At 60.8% G+C, this 17,543-nt stretch carries 14 protein-coding genes and 1 pseudogene; 5 read left to right on the plus strand and 10 right to left on the minus strand.

The window, feature by feature from the left end:
* The first annotated feature begins 8 nt into the window (after positions 1–8).
* Complete coding sequence (locus AM218_RS11810; RefSeq protein WP_054414047.1) at positions 9–1,169, plus strand: DUF8457 domain-containing protein; 1,161 nt, start codon at positions 9–11, stop codon at positions 1,167–1,169.
* Positions 1,162–2,217: a hypothetical protein gene (locus tag AM218_RS11815; RefSeq protein WP_157547646.1), complete on the plus strand. Its 1,056-nt coding sequence runs from the start codon at positions 1,162–1,164 to the stop codon at positions 2,215–2,217. Before AM218_RS11810 ends, AM218_RS11815 begins: the two co-directional genes overlap by 8 nt.
* Positions 2,218–2,246: 29 nt before the next feature.
* Here the strand turns inward: AM218_RS11815 and rodA are convergent, their stop codons facing one another.
* The 6 genes from rodA to purH all read right to left on the minus strand — a co-directional run bounded on the left by rodA (position 2,247) and on the right by purH (position 9,990).
* Entirely contained in the window at positions 2,247–3,518 is a 1,272-nt protein-coding gene (gene rodA / locus AM218_RS11820) for a rod shape-determining protein RodA (protein WP_054414049.1), read from the minus strand.
* Positions 3,519–3,565: 47 nt separating this feature from the next.
* The gene (gene mrdA / locus AM218_RS11825; protein WP_054414050.1) at positions 3,566–5,407 is read right to left on the minus strand and encodes a penicillin-binding protein 2; all 1,842 of its coding nucleotides are present in this window, start codon (positions 5,405–5,407) and stop codon (positions 3,566–3,568) included.
* A gap of 206 nt (positions 5,408–5,613) precedes the next feature.
* Positions 5,614–6,153 carry a hypothetical protein gene (locus AM218_RS11830; protein ID WP_054414051.1) on the minus strand — a complete coding sequence of 180 codons (540 nt, stop codon included), beginning with the start codon at positions 6,151–6,153 and terminating at the stop codon, positions 5,614–5,616.
* Positions 6,153–7,076 (minus strand): rod shape-determining protein MreC, encoded by a 924-nt coding sequence (gene mreC, locus AM218_RS11835; protein ID WP_054414052.1) that lies wholly within the window; start codon positions 7,074–7,076, stop codon positions 6,153–6,155. The genes AM218_RS11830 and mreC overlap by 1 nt, the downstream gene beginning before the upstream one ends.
* Positions 7,077–7,189: 113 nt before the next feature.
* Entirely contained in the window at positions 7,190–8,215 is a 1,026-nt protein-coding gene (locus tag AM218_RS11840; RefSeq protein WP_044511790.1) for a rod shape-determining protein, read from the minus strand.
* A 239-nt stretch (positions 8,216–8,454) separates the two neighbouring features.
* Entirely contained in the window at positions 8,455–9,990 is a 1,536-nt protein-coding gene (gene purH / locus AM218_RS11845; RefSeq protein WP_054414053.1) for a bifunctional phosphoribosylaminoimidazolecarboxamide formyltransferase/IMP cyclohydrolase, read from the minus strand.
* Positions 9,991–10,218: 228 nt separating this feature from the next.
* On the opposite strand from purH, the gene AM218_RS11850 reads away from it, so the two are divergent.
* The 3 genes from AM218_RS11850 to AM218_RS16405 are packed head-to-tail and all read left to right on the plus strand — an operon-like array spanning position 10,219 to position 12,746.
* The gene (locus tag AM218_RS11850; RefSeq protein WP_054414054.1) at positions 10,219–11,382 is read left to right on the plus strand and encodes an acyl-CoA dehydrogenase family protein; all 1,164 of its coding nucleotides are present in this window, start codon (positions 10,219–10,221) and stop codon (positions 11,380–11,382) included.
* The gene (locus tag AM218_RS11855; RefSeq protein ID WP_054414055.1) at positions 11,375–12,157 is read left to right on the plus strand and encodes a PIG-L deacetylase family protein; all 783 of its coding nucleotides are present in this window, start codon (positions 11,375–11,377) and stop codon (positions 12,155–12,157) included. The genes AM218_RS11850 and AM218_RS11855 overlap by 8 nt, the downstream gene beginning before the upstream one ends.
* The gene (locus AM218_RS16405; protein WP_071843774.1) at positions 12,138–12,746 is read left to right on the plus strand and encodes an SAM-dependent methyltransferase; all 609 of its coding nucleotides are present in this window, start codon (positions 12,138–12,140) and stop codon (positions 12,744–12,746) included. The genes AM218_RS11855 and AM218_RS16405 overlap by 20 nt, the downstream gene beginning before the upstream one ends.
* A gap of 643 nt (positions 12,747–13,389) precedes the next feature.
* Here the strand turns inward: AM218_RS16405 and AM218_RS17070 are convergent.
* From AM218_RS17070 to AM218_RS11875, 4 genes and pseudogenes are all read right to left on the minus strand, one after another.
* Positions 13,390–13,935 (minus strand): annotated as a pseudogene (locus AM218_RS17070) (glycosyltransferase family 2 protein); the annotation flags it as partial.
* Between the two features lie 57 nt (positions 13,936–13,992).
* A complete protein-coding gene (locus tag AM218_RS11865; RefSeq protein ID WP_054414057.1) occupies positions 13,993–15,144 on the minus strand; it encodes a BamA/TamA family outer membrane protein in 1,152 nt (383 codons plus the stop codon).
* A 90-nt stretch (positions 15,145–15,234) separates the two neighbouring features.
* Complete coding sequence (locus tag AM218_RS11870) at positions 15,235–16,428, minus strand: BamA/TamA family outer membrane protein (protein ID WP_197273960.1); 1,194 nt, start codon at positions 16,426–16,428, stop codon at positions 15,235–15,237.
* 95 nt (positions 16,429–16,523) lie between these two features.
* Positions 16,524–17,429, minus strand: a complete 906-nt coding sequence (locus AM218_RS11875) for a geranylgeranylglycerol-phosphate geranylgeranyltransferase (protein ID WP_231717481.1) — start codon at positions 17,427–17,429, stop codon at positions 16,524–16,526.
* Between the last annotated feature and the right edge of the window lie 114 nt (positions 17,430–17,543).

The raw sequence follows: 17,543 nt of genomic DNA on the forward strand, positions 1-17,543 counted from the left end.
GGCTTGCGATGAAGGACAAATATAGCCAACCCAAACTCGAAGAGTACGGCCGCCGCCTGGCCGCCCTGCTCTGTGAACGATATTTTGGTCCCCAGCCGGGGGCCCTGCTGGATGGGCCGGCCGTGCTGCGTTTTACGCCGGTGCGGCAGGTAAACCTCTTTGTGGTGCAGCAGCTGCTGGCCAAATGGACGGAGGAAATGGCCAATCTGCGCAGCCCCTACTTCGATTTTGAAGATGCGGAGGTGCGGCAGGCGCTTACCCAGTTTATGAACGTGCTTTCCCGCCGCATCCGGCTGGGCCGGGAGGTATTTGAGCCTCTGTTAGCCCGGGCCGTGACGGATACCCTGCGCATAGCCGCTGACCCGGTGGTGGGCTTTGATGAAAAGCTGCTGCATGGCCGCACGGCCGCTACCCGGGAGCAACTTCTGGAAGGTGTGCGCTACATGGAGGTAGAAAAGCCCCTTTTTCAGGGTTTTCTGGAGAGTCTGCCCGCTACTACTGCCCTGCCGCGGGAAGAGCTGCTCAAGCAGTTCCGCCAGTATCAGGAGGCCAACTACCAGACCCTGCACCCGCTGGAAACCGTGGTAAATGAGCTAAGTGCCTTGCTGCCTTTGTCGGAAATAGACTTGCGGGAAGAAGAAGCCACTATGCCTACCCCGGCGGCACCGGTAGCCGCTACCCCACCCGTAGCGCCCCAGCCCACGCCGGTGCCCCCGGTTGCGCCGGCGCCGGCTCCCCAGGTTGCAGCGTCAGAGCCCCCGGCAGTTCCCAAGCCGGAACCAGAGCGCCCTGAGGTGGCGGCGGAAACCCTGGCTCCAGCCGCCGCCGAAAAGCCGCTCTATGAAAAGCTGAAAACGGAGCGTACCTCGCCACCTTTGTCTGAAACGCTGCGCACGGAGCGTACGGCGGCTACCCTGGCGGAGAAAGCGCCCAAAGTAGAGTCTTTGCGGGAGGCTATTTCCATCAACCAGCGTTTTGGCTTCATCAATGAGTTGTTCAATGGCGAGAACATGGAATACCATGCCGCCATTCAGAAGCTGGATGCCATGCCCGACGCGGCCACTGCCCGCCGCTTCGTGCAGGAAGACCTGGCCCAGCAATACGGCTGGGTGCGCAAGGAAGAGCACGTAAACAAGCTTCTGCGGCTGATAGACCGGAAGTTTGAATAGGCACGCCGGCCCGATGGAAACGTCGGCGCTGGGCTGGCCCTACCTGCTGCGGCGTCATTGGCAGCGGCTGTTGCTGGTGTATGGGCTGGCCGTGGGCGTGCTGGCCGGCCCCGCTTACACCATGTACGTGCACTACGATTTCTCGCACTCCCCTGACACGCGCAGCTACCTGAGCGTGGCCCGGGGCGAGTTTCGGGGCGTAAGCATCACGCGCCGCTACCGGGTGCTGGTGCCCGCCGTGGCGGCGGCCATGGCCTGGCCTCTGGAGCGCGTGTATGCCCGCGTGTGGCCGCAGCGGGCCGCCTCGGAGTGGCCCTTGCGACTGGCTTTTTACGTGGTGAATACTCTGGTGCTGGCTGCCGCGGGCCTCTTCTGGTACCGCAGCAGCCGCTGCTATGGCGTTACCCGGGAATCCGCCGCGCTGGCCGCGGCGCTGGTGCTGAGCAGCCGCTGGGCCGTGTACACTGCCGGCCTGCCCATGGTGGATAGCCTGTATCTGCTGGTATTCGCGCTGGGGTTCTACGCGGCCGTGAGCCACTCGCGGGCGGCACTGGTGGCCTGTATACTGCTGGGGCCGCTGGCCAAGGAATCGTTCGTGTTTCTGGTGCCTTGGTTGCTGGTGTTTGGGCGCGGCGCTGGCCGTTGGCCGGTGCAGCTAGCCTGGCTGGCGGTAGCCGGTGCGCTTACCCTGGCGGTACGGCACTGGATTGACGCTGGCGCCGGCACCCCCGCCAGCGCCAGCGTGCACAATGCTTTAAGCCACTTTGAAAACGTGGCTTATTCGCTGGGTCGGCTGTTTTCGGTGAAGGGAGTAGGCGAAATGTTCAGCGTGTTTGGGTTTGCCACGCTGGCTTTGCTGCTGGTGCCGGCCCGGGAATGGGCCCGGCCGCTGGGTTGGGCCGGCGCGATGCTGGGCGCGGTAGTGGCGGTACACATGATGCTTTCCGGCGAGCTGGCCCGGATGGCCTACCTGATGGCGCCAGCCTTCACGGTTGCCCTGGCGCTGGTGCTTACCAGGGTGCAGCGGGCCGCACAAACGCGCCTCTGATCCTGATTCGCCGGGCAGCCTGTGCCCTACTACCGGTTCAGATCCTGCTTGCGGTAGGCATCAATAGCCAGCAGAATAAACAGCAGTATAGTAAACGACCACAACGATGAGCCGCCGTAGCTGAAAAACGGCAGCGGAATGCCCACCACCGGCGCCAGGCCAATGGTCATGCCAATGTTGATACTGAAGTGGAAGAAGATAATACTGGCCACGCAGTACCCATACGTACGCCCAAATACCGATTTCTGCCGCTCGGCCACGTACAGAATGCGCGACAGCAGCGCCACGAAGAGAATGACTACGGTAATGGTGCCCAGCCAGCCCCACTCCTCCCCTACGGTGCAGAAAATGAAGTCGGTGCTTTGCTCCGGCACGAAGTCGAACTTGGTTTGGGTGCCTTGCAGGAAGCCTTTGCCGGTGAAGCCGCCGGAGCCAATGGCAATTTTGGACTGCGTCACGTTCCAGCCCACGCCCAAGGGGTCGGCGGAGGGGTTCAGCAGCACCTCAATGCGCTTGCGCTGGTAGTCGTGCAGCACGCTGTTGAAGAAGTAGTTCACCCCAAACACCATCCCAATTACAATGGCCCACACGCTGAGCGCTACCGGCAGATGGTGCCGGAAAATGCGCGTGTTAAACACGAACACCAGCACCAGAATCAGGGTAAAAGCCCCCAGCAGCCATAGGGTGGGCACCAGCAGCGCCAGTATCAGAATGATGCCGGCCGAGGCCAGGATAATCAGAATCAGAGGCGACATGCCCTCGCGGAAATAGGCCAGCAGTAGGGCGCCGTACACCAGCGCCTGGCCGGTTTCATTAGATGCAATGATGAGCACCACGGGCAGCAGCGTCATACCGGCCAAGATCAGCTGGTCGCGCCAGTTCTGGTGGCGCAGGTTGATGCTGGCCATATAGCGCGAAACGGCCAGGGCCGTGGTAAACTTGGCAAATTCCGCGGGCTGCAGGCGCACCGGCCCCAGCTCTAGCCAGGAGCGCGACCCGGCAATGGGCCGGGCAATGAACAGCGTGAGCAGCAGCAGCAGAATCATGCCCCCATAGAGCACGTAGGCCAGCGTGTCGTAGGCTTTGTAGTCGATGACCAGCAGGATAACAATCAGCACCACGGCAGTACCAATCCAGACCAGCTGCTTGCCGTAGTTGAAGTCGAAATTGAAGAGGCCACTGGGCGCGTCGGGCGAGTAGCTGGCCGCGTACACGTTCAGCCAGCCTAGCAGCACCATGAAGGCATACAGCCCCACGGTAACCCAATCTATACTGCGAGAATAGCGCGCCGGTGCGGGCATAACAATGGAAAGCTGAAGAGAAAAGAAGCCGTTGCCGGCCGGAATCGTTAGTGTTTCTTTTTGCTGATGAATTTGCCGTTCATCACCCAGTATTCCCACGGCTTACGCCCCGGAGACACGCTGCCGCGCAGGTATTTTTCCATCATGAGCGAAGCCAGCGGCGCGGCCGAAACCCCGCCAAAGCCGGCGTTTTCGATAAACACGGCAATAGCAATCTTGGGGTCTTCGGCCGGGGCAAACGCTGCAAACGTGGCGTGGTCTTCGCCGTGGGGGTTTTGCACGGTACCCGTTTTACCGGCCACGGAAATCCCCAGGCTGGCCAGGCTGGCAAAGCTGCCGGTAGCGCCCCGGCCCCCATCCACCACGGCCTGCATGCCGGGAATGAGCGCCTCAAAATACTGGGGGTCTACGGTGGTCACGTGCTTTACCTGATACTCTGGCCGCGGACCGCCTTTCCCAATTCTCCGCACAAAGTGCGGCGGGTAATAATAGCCCCGGTTGGCAATGGTGGCCAGAATATTGGCCATTTGCAGGCCCGTAATTCCAATTTCGCCCTGCCCAATGGCCAGGGAGTACACGGTGCGGAAGTTCCAGTGGTTTTTGCCGTAGCGCTTGTCGTAGAAATTGGGGGAAGGAATCAGGCCCATTCGCTCTCCCGGCAAATCCACGCCCAGGTGCTGGGCCAAGCCAAAGCTGACTACGTTCTGCCGCCAGTCGGCCAGGCCCAGGGCCGCATCCTGGTTTTTCTTGCTGGAGCGGCCGCGCATCACAGTAGCACGCATTACCTGGTAGAAGTAGGGGTTGCAGCTGTTTTTAATGGCAATGCTCAGGTTGCTGGGGTTCTCGTGGCGGTGGGTGCAGCGCACCAGCTTCCAGTTGCAGGGAAAGCCGGTAGAGGGCGTCACCACCCCTTCCTGCAGGGCAATCAGCTCATTCACCAGCTTAAACACCGAGCCCGGCGGGTAGGTAGCCATCAGTGGGCGGTTGAACAGGGGCCGCTCGGGGTTATTTAGCAGGTCCATATAGCGGTTGCCCAAGCCCTTGCCCGTGAGTTGGGTAGGATTGTAGAACGGGGCCGAGACGAAGGCCAGAATCTCGCCGGTTTTGGGGTCGATGGCCACCACGGAGCCACGCTTGCCCTTCATCAGCTGCTCGCCGTAGCGCTGCAGCTCCAGGTCGATGCTGGTGTGCAGGTCCTGCCCGGCCACAGAAAGCGTATCAAACTCGCCGCCCCGGAAAGCGCCTTTCTCAATGCCGCGCACATTCACCATGCGGTACTGCACACCCCGGCGGCCCATCAGCTCGTTTTCGTAAAACGATTCCAGACCACTGATGCCCAGGTTGTCGCCGGCCTGGTACTTGGCGTATTTTGGCTTCTCCAGCATGGCCGGCGACACCGGCCCCACGTAGCCCAGGGCATGGGCCATCAGGGTATCCTGGTAGGAGCGCGCCATGCGGGCTTTAATGCTGAAGCCGGGGAAATCCATCAGGTTATCCTGAATGGCGGCCAGCTCAGGCGTGCTCAGGTTCTGCACCAGCGGTGAGGCCTTCACGCGGGAGTAGATTTTGGCGGCCAGCAGCGCTTCCCGCAGCTCTTCTACGGGTAGCTGGAGGAGCTGGCAAAACCGGGCGGTATCCAGGGTTTTTACTTCGCGCGGCACCACCATCAGGTCGTACACCGGCGTGTTCTGCACCAGTATTTTGCCGTTGCGGTCGTAAATCAGGCCCCGATAGGGCGTTTGTACGATGCGCTGCAACGTATTCCGGTCGGCGGCCAGCTTGTAGCTGCCGTCCAGCACCTGAATGTAGAAAAGGCGGGCGCCAAATATCGATGCTACGGCCAGGAAGATGGCCAGAACCACGTATTTGCGGCCTTCGAGATATTGCAAAACAGAGAAAACTAACGGTACGCAGCAACGGCCTAATGGCCGGATTTACAAAGGTAAGCGGTGGCCGCTTAGCAGGTAACAATACTTAGCCGGCAAGCAGGCAGAATGGGGGCATACAACACAATCAACAGCAAATTTCCTCTGCATAACGGTCAGCACCCCCTCCTCAGTTCCCAGGAGCCAAACAGCCCACAAAGCCGGTAGGCTTACCGGCTGCTGCGCCGAGTAGAGAAGAAAACCAGCTGGATAATGAGTAGCACAATTCCTGTAAAAAGGGTGCTGACGATAATCTTCCCCAGGGTGAGGCCAATGGAACGCAGGCCGCCCAGCTCTACAAAGAAGAAGGCGGCATTATGAATCCCCAGTAGCAATACCGTGTAAACCATAAACCACTGCCACCCCATGCGGTGGATATTCACGGAGTCGGCGGCATCGTAGCCATCACGCGGGGTGAGCAGGCGCAGCACCCACGGCCGCAGGTACGCTACCAGCACGGAGGCCACCGCGTGCACGCCACCGGTATCAAAGAAAATATCGAGCGAAATACCCATCAGAAAGCCCAGCACCAGTTGCAGTACAATGGGCGTGTTGATGGGCAGAAACAGCAGAAAGCCCAGGTACAGAAAGCACCAGCCCAGGCCAAACAGGCCATCGGGCGCCAGCCGGCTTACTACAAATACCTGCAGCGCCAGGTAAAGCGCAAACCGCAGCAGCTGAATAATGATGGTACCAACGGCTCCTTGCATCAGCGGGTAGCTCCTTCCGGCTTTATGCCCGCGTGTACGGCCAGCGTGTCCCGCTCGGCCTGCGAGCGGCTACCCACTACGTACACGTAGGTCAGGTTTGAGAAATCGGTGGCCAGGCGTACCTGCACCGTCCAGAAGTTCTTATCCGGCTCCTGCCGGAAACCATCTATCGTTCCAATCATCACGCCCTCCGGGAACACGGCATTGTAGCCCGAGGTCACGATAGTATCGCCGCGCATGAGCTTGTTCTGGCGCGGGATGTAGTCCAGCAGGGCGTGCTTGGGGTCGTCGCCCAGCCACTTGATGCTGCCAAAGGTGCCGTCGCGCAGTATTTTGGCCGAGATGGTGGTTTTGGAATGCAGCAGGGACGTTACCGTAGCATAGTGCTCACTGACCACTTTCACCCGTCCTACCACGCCCGAAGCCGCAATAACACCCATGCCCGGCTTGATGCCTTCGCGGTTGCCTACGTTCAGAGTCAGGTAGTTATCCACGCGCTGCAGGGTATTGCTGATGACGCGGGCCGGCGTAAGCGGGTACTCCGGGTCGGCGACCGGCAGGTTGCGCATGCCCAAAAGCAGCGAATCGGGCCGGCCTTTGGCCTGCAGGCGGGCCTGCGTGATGCTGTCCTGGCTGACGGGCAGCACGGGGGCTTCGCGGCGCGATAAAGTGGTGGGATACAGCTGCTCGCGCAGATCCGCATTTTCGGCCACCAGCGCGCGGTTTACATCCAGCAGCCGGAAGTAATCATACACCTGCGTGCGCAGGGCCAGCATCTGGCCGGTGTACTCATTGGCCGAGTTGAAGAAGGCCGCCCGCTGATACGAGCTGTTGCGCAGCAGCAGAAACACGCTTATCACCTCCAGCAGCACAAATACCAGCGCCCCCCGATAGCGGAAAAGGAAGGTGAAAAGATTTCTCATGGGGTACTCCTGAAGTAGAAAAAGTGAGTTCTGAATTGACCAGTCATCAGATCTGGCCCTAGCCTCTGACTACATAAACAGTCAATTCAGAACTCATACTTCAATCCTCAGAATTAGGTAAGCAGCACGCTGCGGAAGGCCTGAATATCCTTAATGGCGGCGCCCGTACCGCGCACTACGGCGCGCAAGGGGTCTTCGGCAATGTGAATAGGCAGCTTGGTTTTGGCAGCCAGTCGCTTGTCCAGGCCGCGCAGCAAGGCGCCACCGCCGGTGAGATGAATGCCGTTTTCGTAGATATCCGCCGACAGTTCGGGCGGGGAGATTTCCAGCGCCTTCAGTACCGCCTCTTCAATCTTGGCCACCGACTTATCCAGGGCAATGGCAATTTCGGAAGAGGTTACTTTGATAACCTTGGGAATACCGGTCATCAGGTCGCGGCCGCGCACCTCGAAGTCCGGGGGCGTTTCATCCAGCTCCGTGAGGGCGGCGCCTACTTCAATCTTGATGCGCTCGGCGGAACGCTCACCAATCAGCAGGTTGTGCTGGCGGCGCATGTAGTCCAGAATATCCTGGTTAAACACGTCGCCGGCGGTTTTAATGGACTGGTCGCAGACAATACCGGACAGGGCAATAACCGCAATTTCGGTGGTACCACCTCCTATGTCGATGATCATGGAGCCGATGGGCTGCTCCACGTCGATACCGATGCCAATGGCGGCGGCCATGGGCTCCTGAATCATCCAGACTTCCTTGGCGCCGGCGTGCTCGGCGGAGTCACGTACGGCGCGCTTTTCTACTTCCGTAATGCCCGAGGGAATGCAGATAACCATGCGGTGCGACGGCTGAAACAGCCGGTTCCGGGTATCAATCATTTTAATCATCCCCTTAATCATCTCCTCAGCGGCGTGGAAGTCGGCAATTACGCCGTCCTTCAGCGGACGAATGGTTTTGATGTTATCGTGGGTTTTCTCGTGCATTTGCTGGGCCTGGCGGCCTACCGCAATTACTTTATTGGTGGTGCGGTCTTTAGCAATGATGCTCGGCTCATCCACCACGATTTTATCGTTGTGAATGATGAGGGTGTTGGCCGTTCCCAGGTCGATGGCAATGTCACTGGTCAGGAAATTGAAGAAACCCATTGAGTAGCGGCAAATGAATGAAAACGGGCGGGTTGCGCCCGTTAAAAGAGGTGCAAAAGTAAACAGATTTCAGGGAAGAACGGCTTATAGTACTTTGGCATTGTGAGCAGAGCATTGCATTCCTGCCGGAGCAACACCTAAAGCTTCGGAAAGTGAAAAAGCCCCTGCTGCCAGCACGGGCAACAGGGGCTTTTCATCAGGTAGTTTCCTGAAATTTAGGACAGAAACTTTTTTTTCTACTAGTGCTTGAAGTGGCGCACGCCCGTCAGCACCATGGCCATGCCCAACTGGTCGCAGGCGTTGATGCTGTCCTGGTCTTTGATGGAGCCGCCGGGCTGCACCACTGCCCGAATGCCGGCTTCGCCGGCAATTTCCACGCAGTCGGGGAAGGGGAAAAACGCATCAGAAGCCATAACGGCCCCATGCAGGTCAAACCCAAAGGAGCGGGCTTTTTCAATGGCCTGGCGCAGCGCATCCACGCGGGAGGTCTGGCCCACGCCGGAAGCCAGCAGCTGGCCGGGGCGTGCCAGCACAATGGTATTGCTCTTGGTGTGCTTGCACACTTTCAGGGCAAACTCCAGCGCCGCCGTTTCCTCGGCCGTGGGGGCCGATTTGGTAACCGTGCGGAAATCCTGGGCGGTTTCCGTCTGGCGGTCGAAGTCCTGCTCAATCATGCCGTTCAGCAGGGTTTTCACTTGCTTGGCGGAGAACTGCACCGGCTTCTGGCGCAGCAGAATGCGGTTTTTTTTGCTTTGCAGGATGGGCAAGGCATCGGCCGCAAACTCCGGCGCAATCAGCACCTCAAAGAACAGCTTGTTCAGCTCCTCGGCGGTGGCCGCGTCCACGGGCTTATTCACGATGATGACGCCCCCGAAGGCCGATACCGGGTCGCAGGCCAGGGCGTTGAGATAGGCCTGTTGCAGGGTTTCCGCCTGGGCCACGCCGCAGGCATTGGTGTGCTTGAGAATGGCGCAGGCCGCCGGGCCATCGGCCTCAAACTCCTGCATCAGCAATACGGCCGCATCCACATCTACCAGGTTATTGTAGCTGAGCTGCTTGCCGTGAAGCTGGTCGAAAAGAGCGTTCAGGTCGCCGTAGAAAGTGCCGGACTGGTGGGGGTTTTCGCCGTAGCGCAGGGCGGTGGCAGGCTTTTGGCTGATTTTGAGAACGGTACCTTCCAGGGCCGTGCCGCGGCTCATGTAGCGGAAGATTTCCGTGTCGTAGTGCGAAGTGGCATCAAAAGCGGCCGCCGCGTACTGTTTCCGGTCGGCCAGCTCAGTGGCGCCGTTCTTTTCGCGCAGCAGCTCGGTTACGGCAGCATACTGGTCGCGGCTACTTACCACCAGCACGTCGCGGAAGTTCTTGGCGGCGGCGCGCAGCAGGGAGATGCCCCCAATATCGATTTTCTCGATGACGTCCTGCTCCGGCGCGCCGGAGGCTACAGTTTCCTCGAAGGGGTACAGATCCACAATTACCAGGTCGATGGGCGGAATCTGGTGCTGCTCGGCTTCCTGCCGGTCACTGGCTTCGTGGCGGCGCTGCAGAATACCACCGAATACCTTGGGGTGCAGGGTTTTCACGCGGCCGCCAAATACCTCGGGGAAGCCCGTCAGGCTTTCCACGGCCGTAACCGGAACGCCCAGGTCTTCAATAAACTTCTGGGTGCCGCCCGTGGAGTACAGCTGCACGCCATGCTGACGGAGGACCTCAATCAGGGGTTCCAGCCGGTCTTTGTAATACACGGAAACCAGGGCGGAGCGAATGGGCTGCATCATAACAAGAAAAGGTTGGGCTGAACGACGGCACGAAGGTAGGCAGCCCAGGCTTAGTGGGGCAAGCCATTACCCGATTTGTTCCCGCGCCAAGGAAAATCAACCCTCCTCGGGTAAAGCAGCCCCCACTTGCCCTGGTTATTTCGCTGCTGCACAACCCTTGCGGCTTTTCTCAGGTTATAGTTGAGCTACCCAAGGAAGTCGGGGTAGCGGCTTTTGCTGCACTTCGCTATGCTTTCCTCCCCTTCACCCCCCGCCCTGACGCCTCTGCCTTCCCTGGAATCGCTACTGGACGCCGCCGCCCGCCTCGCGCCCCGCTTAGCCGCCCAGGCCCCGCAGACTGATAAGGTGGGTAGGTTTCCTTCCCAGGAGTTTGACTGGCTGCGCACGGCCGGTCTGCTTACGGCCCCGCTGCCCCGGGCCTATGCCGGGGCTGACCTGATGGCCCCCGCCCATACCCTTACCCTACTACACATCCTAAAGCATGTTGGGCGCGGCAACCTGGCCGTAGGACGTATCTACGAGGGCCACGTCAACGCCCTACAGCTTATCCAGCGCTTTGCCCACCCGGCGCAACAAGCCCGCTGGGCGAGCGACGCGCAAGCCGGCCATATATTCGGGGTTTGGAACACCCAGGCTTCTGATGGCGTGCACCTGCAGCCCCTGCCCACTGGCGGCTACTGCCTGCAGGGCAGCAAAACCTTTGCTTCGGGGGCCGGCCACATCACCCGCCCCCTTATTACGGGGGCACTGCCTGGGGGCGGCTGGCAGTTGTTTGTGCTACCTACTGATATTCAGTCACCAGTCCTCGATCCGTCCTTCTGGCAGCCCCTGGGCATGCGGGCCACCGCCAGCCTACACGCAGACCTCTCTGATCTGGAAATCAGCCCGGAGGAGCTGGTAGGCCAGCCCGGCGACTATTACCTACAGCCCTGGTTTAGTGGCGGCGCTATTCGGTTTGCGGCCGTGCAATTGGGCGGGGCCGAGGCAGTATTTGATGAAACCCGCCGCTTTCTGCAGCAGCTGGGCCGCACCGATGACGCCTATCAGCGGCTGCGACTGGGAGAAATGGCCATGCTCATCGAAAGCGGTAACCTGTGGCTAAGCGGGGCCGCCCACCACGCCGCCCGCCCGGCGGCGGAAACGGATGCAGAAGCTACGGTGGCCTATGCCAACCTGGTGCGCACAGCCGTGGAAGAAATCTGCCTGCGGGTGCTGCAGTTGGCCGAGCGCTGTGTGGGCGCCCGGGGCTTATTGCAGCCCGAGCCCTTTGAGCGCCTGCACCGCGACCTGACGCACTACCTGCGCCAGCCCGCCCCCGATGCCGCCGTGGCCGATGCCGGCCGCTATGTGCTCCAGCATACTACACCCATCTACCAGCTCTGGCATGACTGACGCCACCGCACTATTTCGCTCCCTGCCGCTGTACCCGGCGGCTTACGCGGCCGGGCTGGGCTCCACCGTTATTATAGTACCCCACCCCGATGATGAAGCTTTGGGCTGCGGCGGGCTGCTGGCACTGTTGCGGCAGGCCGGGCAAGACGTACGCGTAGTTTTGGTGAGTGATGGCACCATGTCGCACCCCAACTCCCGCAAATTTCCGCCCGCTGCCCGGCAGGCCCTGCGGAAAACCGAGCTGGAAGCCTCTTTGCGCTGCCTGGGCGTTAATCCGGCCCAGGTGTTGTACCTGAACCTGCCGGACGGGGCGGTGCCCGGTGCCGGCCCCGCAACCGAGGCCCCGGCCCAGGCCATTCGTCAATTTTTAGCCGCGCAGCCCCCGCAAACAGTACTGGTTCCGTGGCGGCGCGACCCCCACCCCGACCATCGGGCAGCCTATGCCCTATTGCAATTAGCCCTGGCCGGTTTCACCCCGCTTCTCCGGGTAATAGAATATCTGGTATGGGCCTGGGAGCGGGCGGCCCCGGAAGATTTACCCCGGCCCGGAGAGGTAACCGGATGGCGGCTTGATATTCAATCGGTGCTGGCGCAAAAACAGGCGGCCATAGCAGCCCACGCCTCCCAGCTGCCGGGCGGGCCCATTAACGATGACCCGACTGGCTTTACCCTGGCTGACACCATGCTGGCCCACTTCGCGCAGCCTTTTGAAACCTATCTGGAAGTACCACCGCCCACCGAAAATGCATTCCCCTATGGCTCAAAGCCCGCCTAACGCCAGCCTGCCGCCGGCTTATTTTGATGCCGTATACCAGGCAAATACCGACCCCTGGGATTTCGAAACCAGTCCCTATGAGCACGCGAAATACGCGGCAACGCTGGCAGTGCTGCCCCGGGCCCGGTATGAGCGGGTGTTTGAAATTGGCTGTTCGCTTGGCGTGCTTACTGCTCAGCTGGCCACGTATTGCGGCTATTTGCTGGCAGTGGATGTAGCAGCGGCGGCGCTGGCCAAGGCCCGGGCCCGCTGTGCCGGGCTGCCGCAAGTAGCTATCCGGAGAATGCAGGTGCCCGAGGAGTTTCCGGAGGACAGCTTCAATTTAATCTTGGTTTCTGAAGTAGGCTATTACTGGTCCGTGCCTGATCTGGAGCAGGCCGCCGCGGCTATTCTGGCAGCGCTGCCCGTTGGCGGGCATCTCCTGCTGGTGCACTGGACACCGCTGGTGCATGATTATCCGCTTACGGGCGACCAGGTGCATGACTATTTTCTGCAGCATGCCGGGAACTCTGGCCCCTGGCGGCATTTGTTGGCGCAGCGGCAGGCAACCTACCGGCTTGATTTACTGGAGAAGGCCCCGTTAGCCTAGCCTCCTCCCGCTGCACCACCTGCCGCACTTCCAACAAGGCCTGCCGTAACGGTACCATCACCGCCGGATGTTGCCGCTGCCATTGCGCGCCGGCCATTTCCCAGAGCTGCCCAAACGTTTCCGCGGCCATACACTGCTGCATCACCTCCGGGGTAGTAAAGGCCAGCGCGGCGGCCATTGCCACCCACCATGCATTGTAGGGCGGGCCATGAGCCACTGGTGGGCGGCGAAGCCATAAACGGCGCAGTTGGCTCCGCAGCGCCAGACTGGCGTAGAGGTAGTGGCCACTTTCCACCAGTGGCTCCGTGCCGGCTCCGCTCAGCCGGGCCCATTCGCGCAATTGCCAGGAGAGGCCTACAGGCACGCGCCCCACCTGCCGGTCAGAGGTGTGCACGCGTACCCAGGGGCTGTGGCGCACGCGCAAATCGTGGTAGAGAAGGGCCTGGTGCAGGGCTTCGTCTTCCAGATAGGGCAGCACGGGCAAGCCGCCCACCTGCCGATAGGCCGCGGGGGTAAGGGCCATACTGCCGCCAAAAAACTGATGATGACGGGGCCAGGGGTCGGTCGGGCTGGGGTCGAGGAGGCTTTCCAGGCGGGCATGCAGTAGGCGGTAAGCCGTGTCACGCAGATGGCAGCGCCGCACGGGGCAGGCAACCGGAGCGGTAGCCGCCGCCAGAATCCGCCCACCTACGGCATCGGCCCCGACTGTTATTTCTGCCCGGGTGGTGGCCAGCCAGGTGGGGTCCGGTATAGTATCCGCATCAGTAGAAACAATGATGCCCTGCGGGCACCGCACGGCTTCTAGGCGGCGGCAGGCCGCATCCATCAGCAAACGGCGCGCCCGCCCAACGTGCGCCTCCGAGGGCGGCAACTGTACTTCTACCACGTGCACGGCCAGGGCGGGGTGGGCGGCGGCAAACTGCCGGGCCACAGCCGCCGTTGCATCTTCGCAATTATTGGCCAGCACAATAATCTCAAATAGCGCCGGCGTCAGGGCCTTACCTTCCAGATCAAGCTGCGAAGCCAGGGCTGAAAGGGTAGCGGGCAATGTTTCCGCTTCGTTTTTGGCCGGAATGACAATACTGGCAACCAGAGCCGGATGAGGCCGCACTTCAAGCTGCAATGCCGGCACGGCCAGCTCAGGCAGGGCGCAGCTTTCCTGAAATACATTGGAAGCCACCAGGTTCATACCTTCGGTTTACGCCAATCAGCCGTTTTTGGATTGCTATTTTACGCGGCTGGCGCGCTAGAATGCCTCATTGAAGGCAAAATACAGTCCGCTGGACTCGCCGGAGCCCACGCCATAATCAATCCGGATGCTTAGCCGGTCTTTGCGGTTAACATCGATGCGCAAACCCGCGCCGCCGGCCAGGTTAAACTGGCCGGGGCGGAAATCAGTGACCTTGGGCTGCACCTGCCCCACCCCGCCAAACAACACGCCGCGCAGCCGCCAGAAGAGCTGCTGCCGCACCTCGGCCTGCGCCGAGAGCATTTGCCGGTCGCGGAAGCGGCCTTCGTAAATGCCGCGCATCATCCGCTCGCCGCCCAGGTTGGCCAGTTCCCGAAAGGGCACCGCGCCGCTATGAAATATGCCCTGCACCTGGCCGGCCAGTACAGTGCGCTCGGTTTCCAGCGGCCCGAGCACCCAGTACTGCCGCGCATCAAACTGCATGCGCGTAAATCCATAGTCGCTGCCCAGGGTTTTGCCCGCGAACAGCACGCTGGCATCCAGGAAGCGGCCGTGGTGGGCACTCAGGATATTGTCGCGGGTATCATACAGCAGCGCGGGGCCAATGCCGGAGGTAAGCGTGGCCTGCCGTTCGCGGGCGTCACGCTCCAGCAGCCAGTTGGGGCGGGTGCCGTCGTCGGTGAGGGCATCGTCAATCCGCACATTATACATGTTGGTGAGGCGATACAGCCCGCCCACAAACAGGCCCGGCCGCACGCGTTTCAGCACCCGCTGGTTGAGGATAAAAACCTCGTAGGAAATGTCGCTCTTCTCGCTTTTCCGGGTGTCGTTGCCGACGCCGTAATAGTAAATGGGGAAATTGAAGTACTGCGCCTCGCCGCCCACAAACCACCGCTCGCCGGGGGTAAAGATGGAATGGGTGAGGCTGGCGCTGGACTGCTTGCGCTGGGTACGGTAGGCCAGCACCCGGGCATTTGAGCTGCGGGTGGTGGTATCGGCACCAAAGCGCCACACGGGCAGCACGGCGGCCCCGTAGGCCAGCCCGGTTTCCGGTTGCGAAAACACGATGGGCAGCACCGCAATTTTAACGCGGCGCGGCTTTTTAATGGGGGCACTGGTGGCTACCGAATCGGTAGCGGGCGACTGGGCAGCGGCGGACAGCGTGAGCAGACTCAGCAGCAGCGCGGCCCCAAATTGAAACGCGGGCATACGGCGGGCGTGGTTGGGAGAGGGAAGGTTGCTAAATGTACAGGTTTAACCCAGACCAGCTACTGCACGCCGCCGTTGCCTGCGCGGTTTCTAAAAGGCTTCGTTTACGCCAAAATACAAACCGCTATTTCCGCCGGAGCCAACGCCGTAGTCAAAGCGGATGTTGAGCCGGTCGCGGCGGTTAAACTGGAAGCGGATACCCGCGCCGCCAGCCAGCTTGATACCATCCAGGGACATGTCGTTCAGATGGGGGGCTACCTGCCCTATGCCGCCAAACACGGCACCATTCAGGCGCCAGAACAGATGATGGCGCAGTTCGGTTTGGGCTGCCAGCAGCTGCCGGTCGCGGAAGCGGCCTTCGTAAATTCCCCGCAGCAGGCTCACGCCGCCCAGGTTGGCCAGCTCCCGGAAGGGCACGGTGCCGTTGTGAAACATACCCACTACCTGGCTGGCCCAAATGGTGCGATTGGAGCCCAGCGGCAGGAAGTAGCGCCCATCTAGCACGTAGCGCGTGAAGGTGTAGTTGCTGCCCAGGCCTTTGGTGTTGAAGATGGCCTGCAAATCCAGATAGCGACCCTTGTAGGTGCTGAGAATAACGTCCCGGCTATCATAGATAAAGGTGGGCCCGAAGCCCGAAATGCGGGTTTTCAGCGTGTCACGCCTAGGCAGGGTGCGCAGCAGGTTGGGGCGCTGCCCATCGGTGGTATTGCGGCTGTCTGACTGAATATCGCGCAGATCGGTAAAGCGGTACTGGGCGCCCACAAAAGTGTAGGGCCGGATGCTCTTCAGCGCCCGCTGGCTGATGGTGATAAGCTTGTAGGAAATTTCGCTTTCATCCTCCTTGCGGGTATCATTTCCGATACCGTAGAAGAAAATAGGGTAGTCGAAATACTGAATGTCGCCGATAAGCAGATACCGCTCCTGGCGGGTGAAGATGGTGTGCGAGAGCTGCAGGTTCAGCTGCTTTTTCTGCGAAAACCAGCCGCCCAGGCGGCCATTGGATTTGCGCACGGTGGTGTCGCGGCCGTGCCGCCAGGTGGGCAGGAAGGTAGCGCCCACCGCAAAGCCAGTTTCCGGCTCATAGAAAGCCACTGGGGCCGGAATAAAGCTGGGCTTGTCTGCCGGATTTTTGGGTGGCTGCGTAGGAGCTGCCGTGGCGGATGGCTGCCCGGTGGCAGACGCGGCCGGAGCTGCTTGGAGAGAATCGGAAGCAGGGGCAGTTGTTTGGGCAAAAGCGGCCGGTGCCAGCCACAGGGCAGCCAGCAACAGGGTAATTCTACGCATGATTTGGGAATACATAAGGTGAGCAGCCGGACCTAAAAGGCACCGCCGCTTTTCCTAACGTAGCAGCCGTAACCAAGTTTTACGGTTGAGCTTACCTACACCAGCAGCATGGAGAGAATGCCGGCCAGCATGAGCATTTTGCACCATAAGCTCAGCCGGGAAAAGTGCTGCTTCCGGTCGGCGCGGGCCAGCTGCCGGGAGAAAACCAGCAGCGGCAGCAGCACCAGGCCCCCCAACCATGCACCCAGCGCCCAGCGGTGCAGCTGCAGGCTCTGCCAGATGGCTCCCGTCAGGAGCACGGCCAGGTTCAGCAGGAAAAAGCCGGCCACCCATTTGGCTTTCGCCACGCCGGCCACAATGGGCAGCGTCCGGCAGTCGTGCTGCGCGTCGCCGCGCATATCTTCAATATCCTTAATGATTTCGCGCACCACGGAGAGCAGAAAGGCGGCCAGCGCATAGGCCCAGACGGCTTGGTTGCCGGTGCGCAGCTGCAGCTCCGGCAGCAGTACTGAGGCGGCCGTGAGGGCAGCAATACTCACATTGCCTACTAAAGCCACCCGCTTAAACCGCACCGAGTAGCCCCACAGCAGCAGCGCCGAGCCCATGTGCACCAGCCCCAGCAGCGGAGACAACGCCCCGCTGATGAGAATACCCAGCCCCGACAAAATCAGGTGGGTGAGCATGGCGTGGCGCCGGTTGATGGCACGGCCCACCACCAAGCGCTCGGGCCGGTTGATGGCATCAATCTTTACATCATAATAATCATTGATGATGTAGCCGGCCGCCGCCACGCATACCGTAGCCAGCATCAGGAGGGCAAAGGGTACGTCCAGCGGTTTTATCTGGGGTACCTGCGGCCGCAGCAGGCTAATGCGCACCAGCACCATGCACAGCATGATGATGAGCAGGTTGGGCAGGCGCACCAGCCGCCATAGCTCCCGCAACCCGGCACCCGAAGGCGCCGCGGTAGCGGCAGAAGCAGGAGGAAACGAGGCAGCCATATGCAAACGCAACTCAGAGGAAGATACAAAGATGCCACATGACCCGCGTACTACCAGCCGGCCGCAAAAAAAGGAAAGCCTCCCCATACTGGAGAGGCTTTCCGTAAGCAAAAA

It is taken from the genome of Hymenobacter sp. DG25A (assembly GCF_001280305.1).
Classification (GTDB): domain Bacteria; phylum Bacteroidota; class Bacteroidia; order Cytophagales; family Hymenobacteraceae; genus Hymenobacter.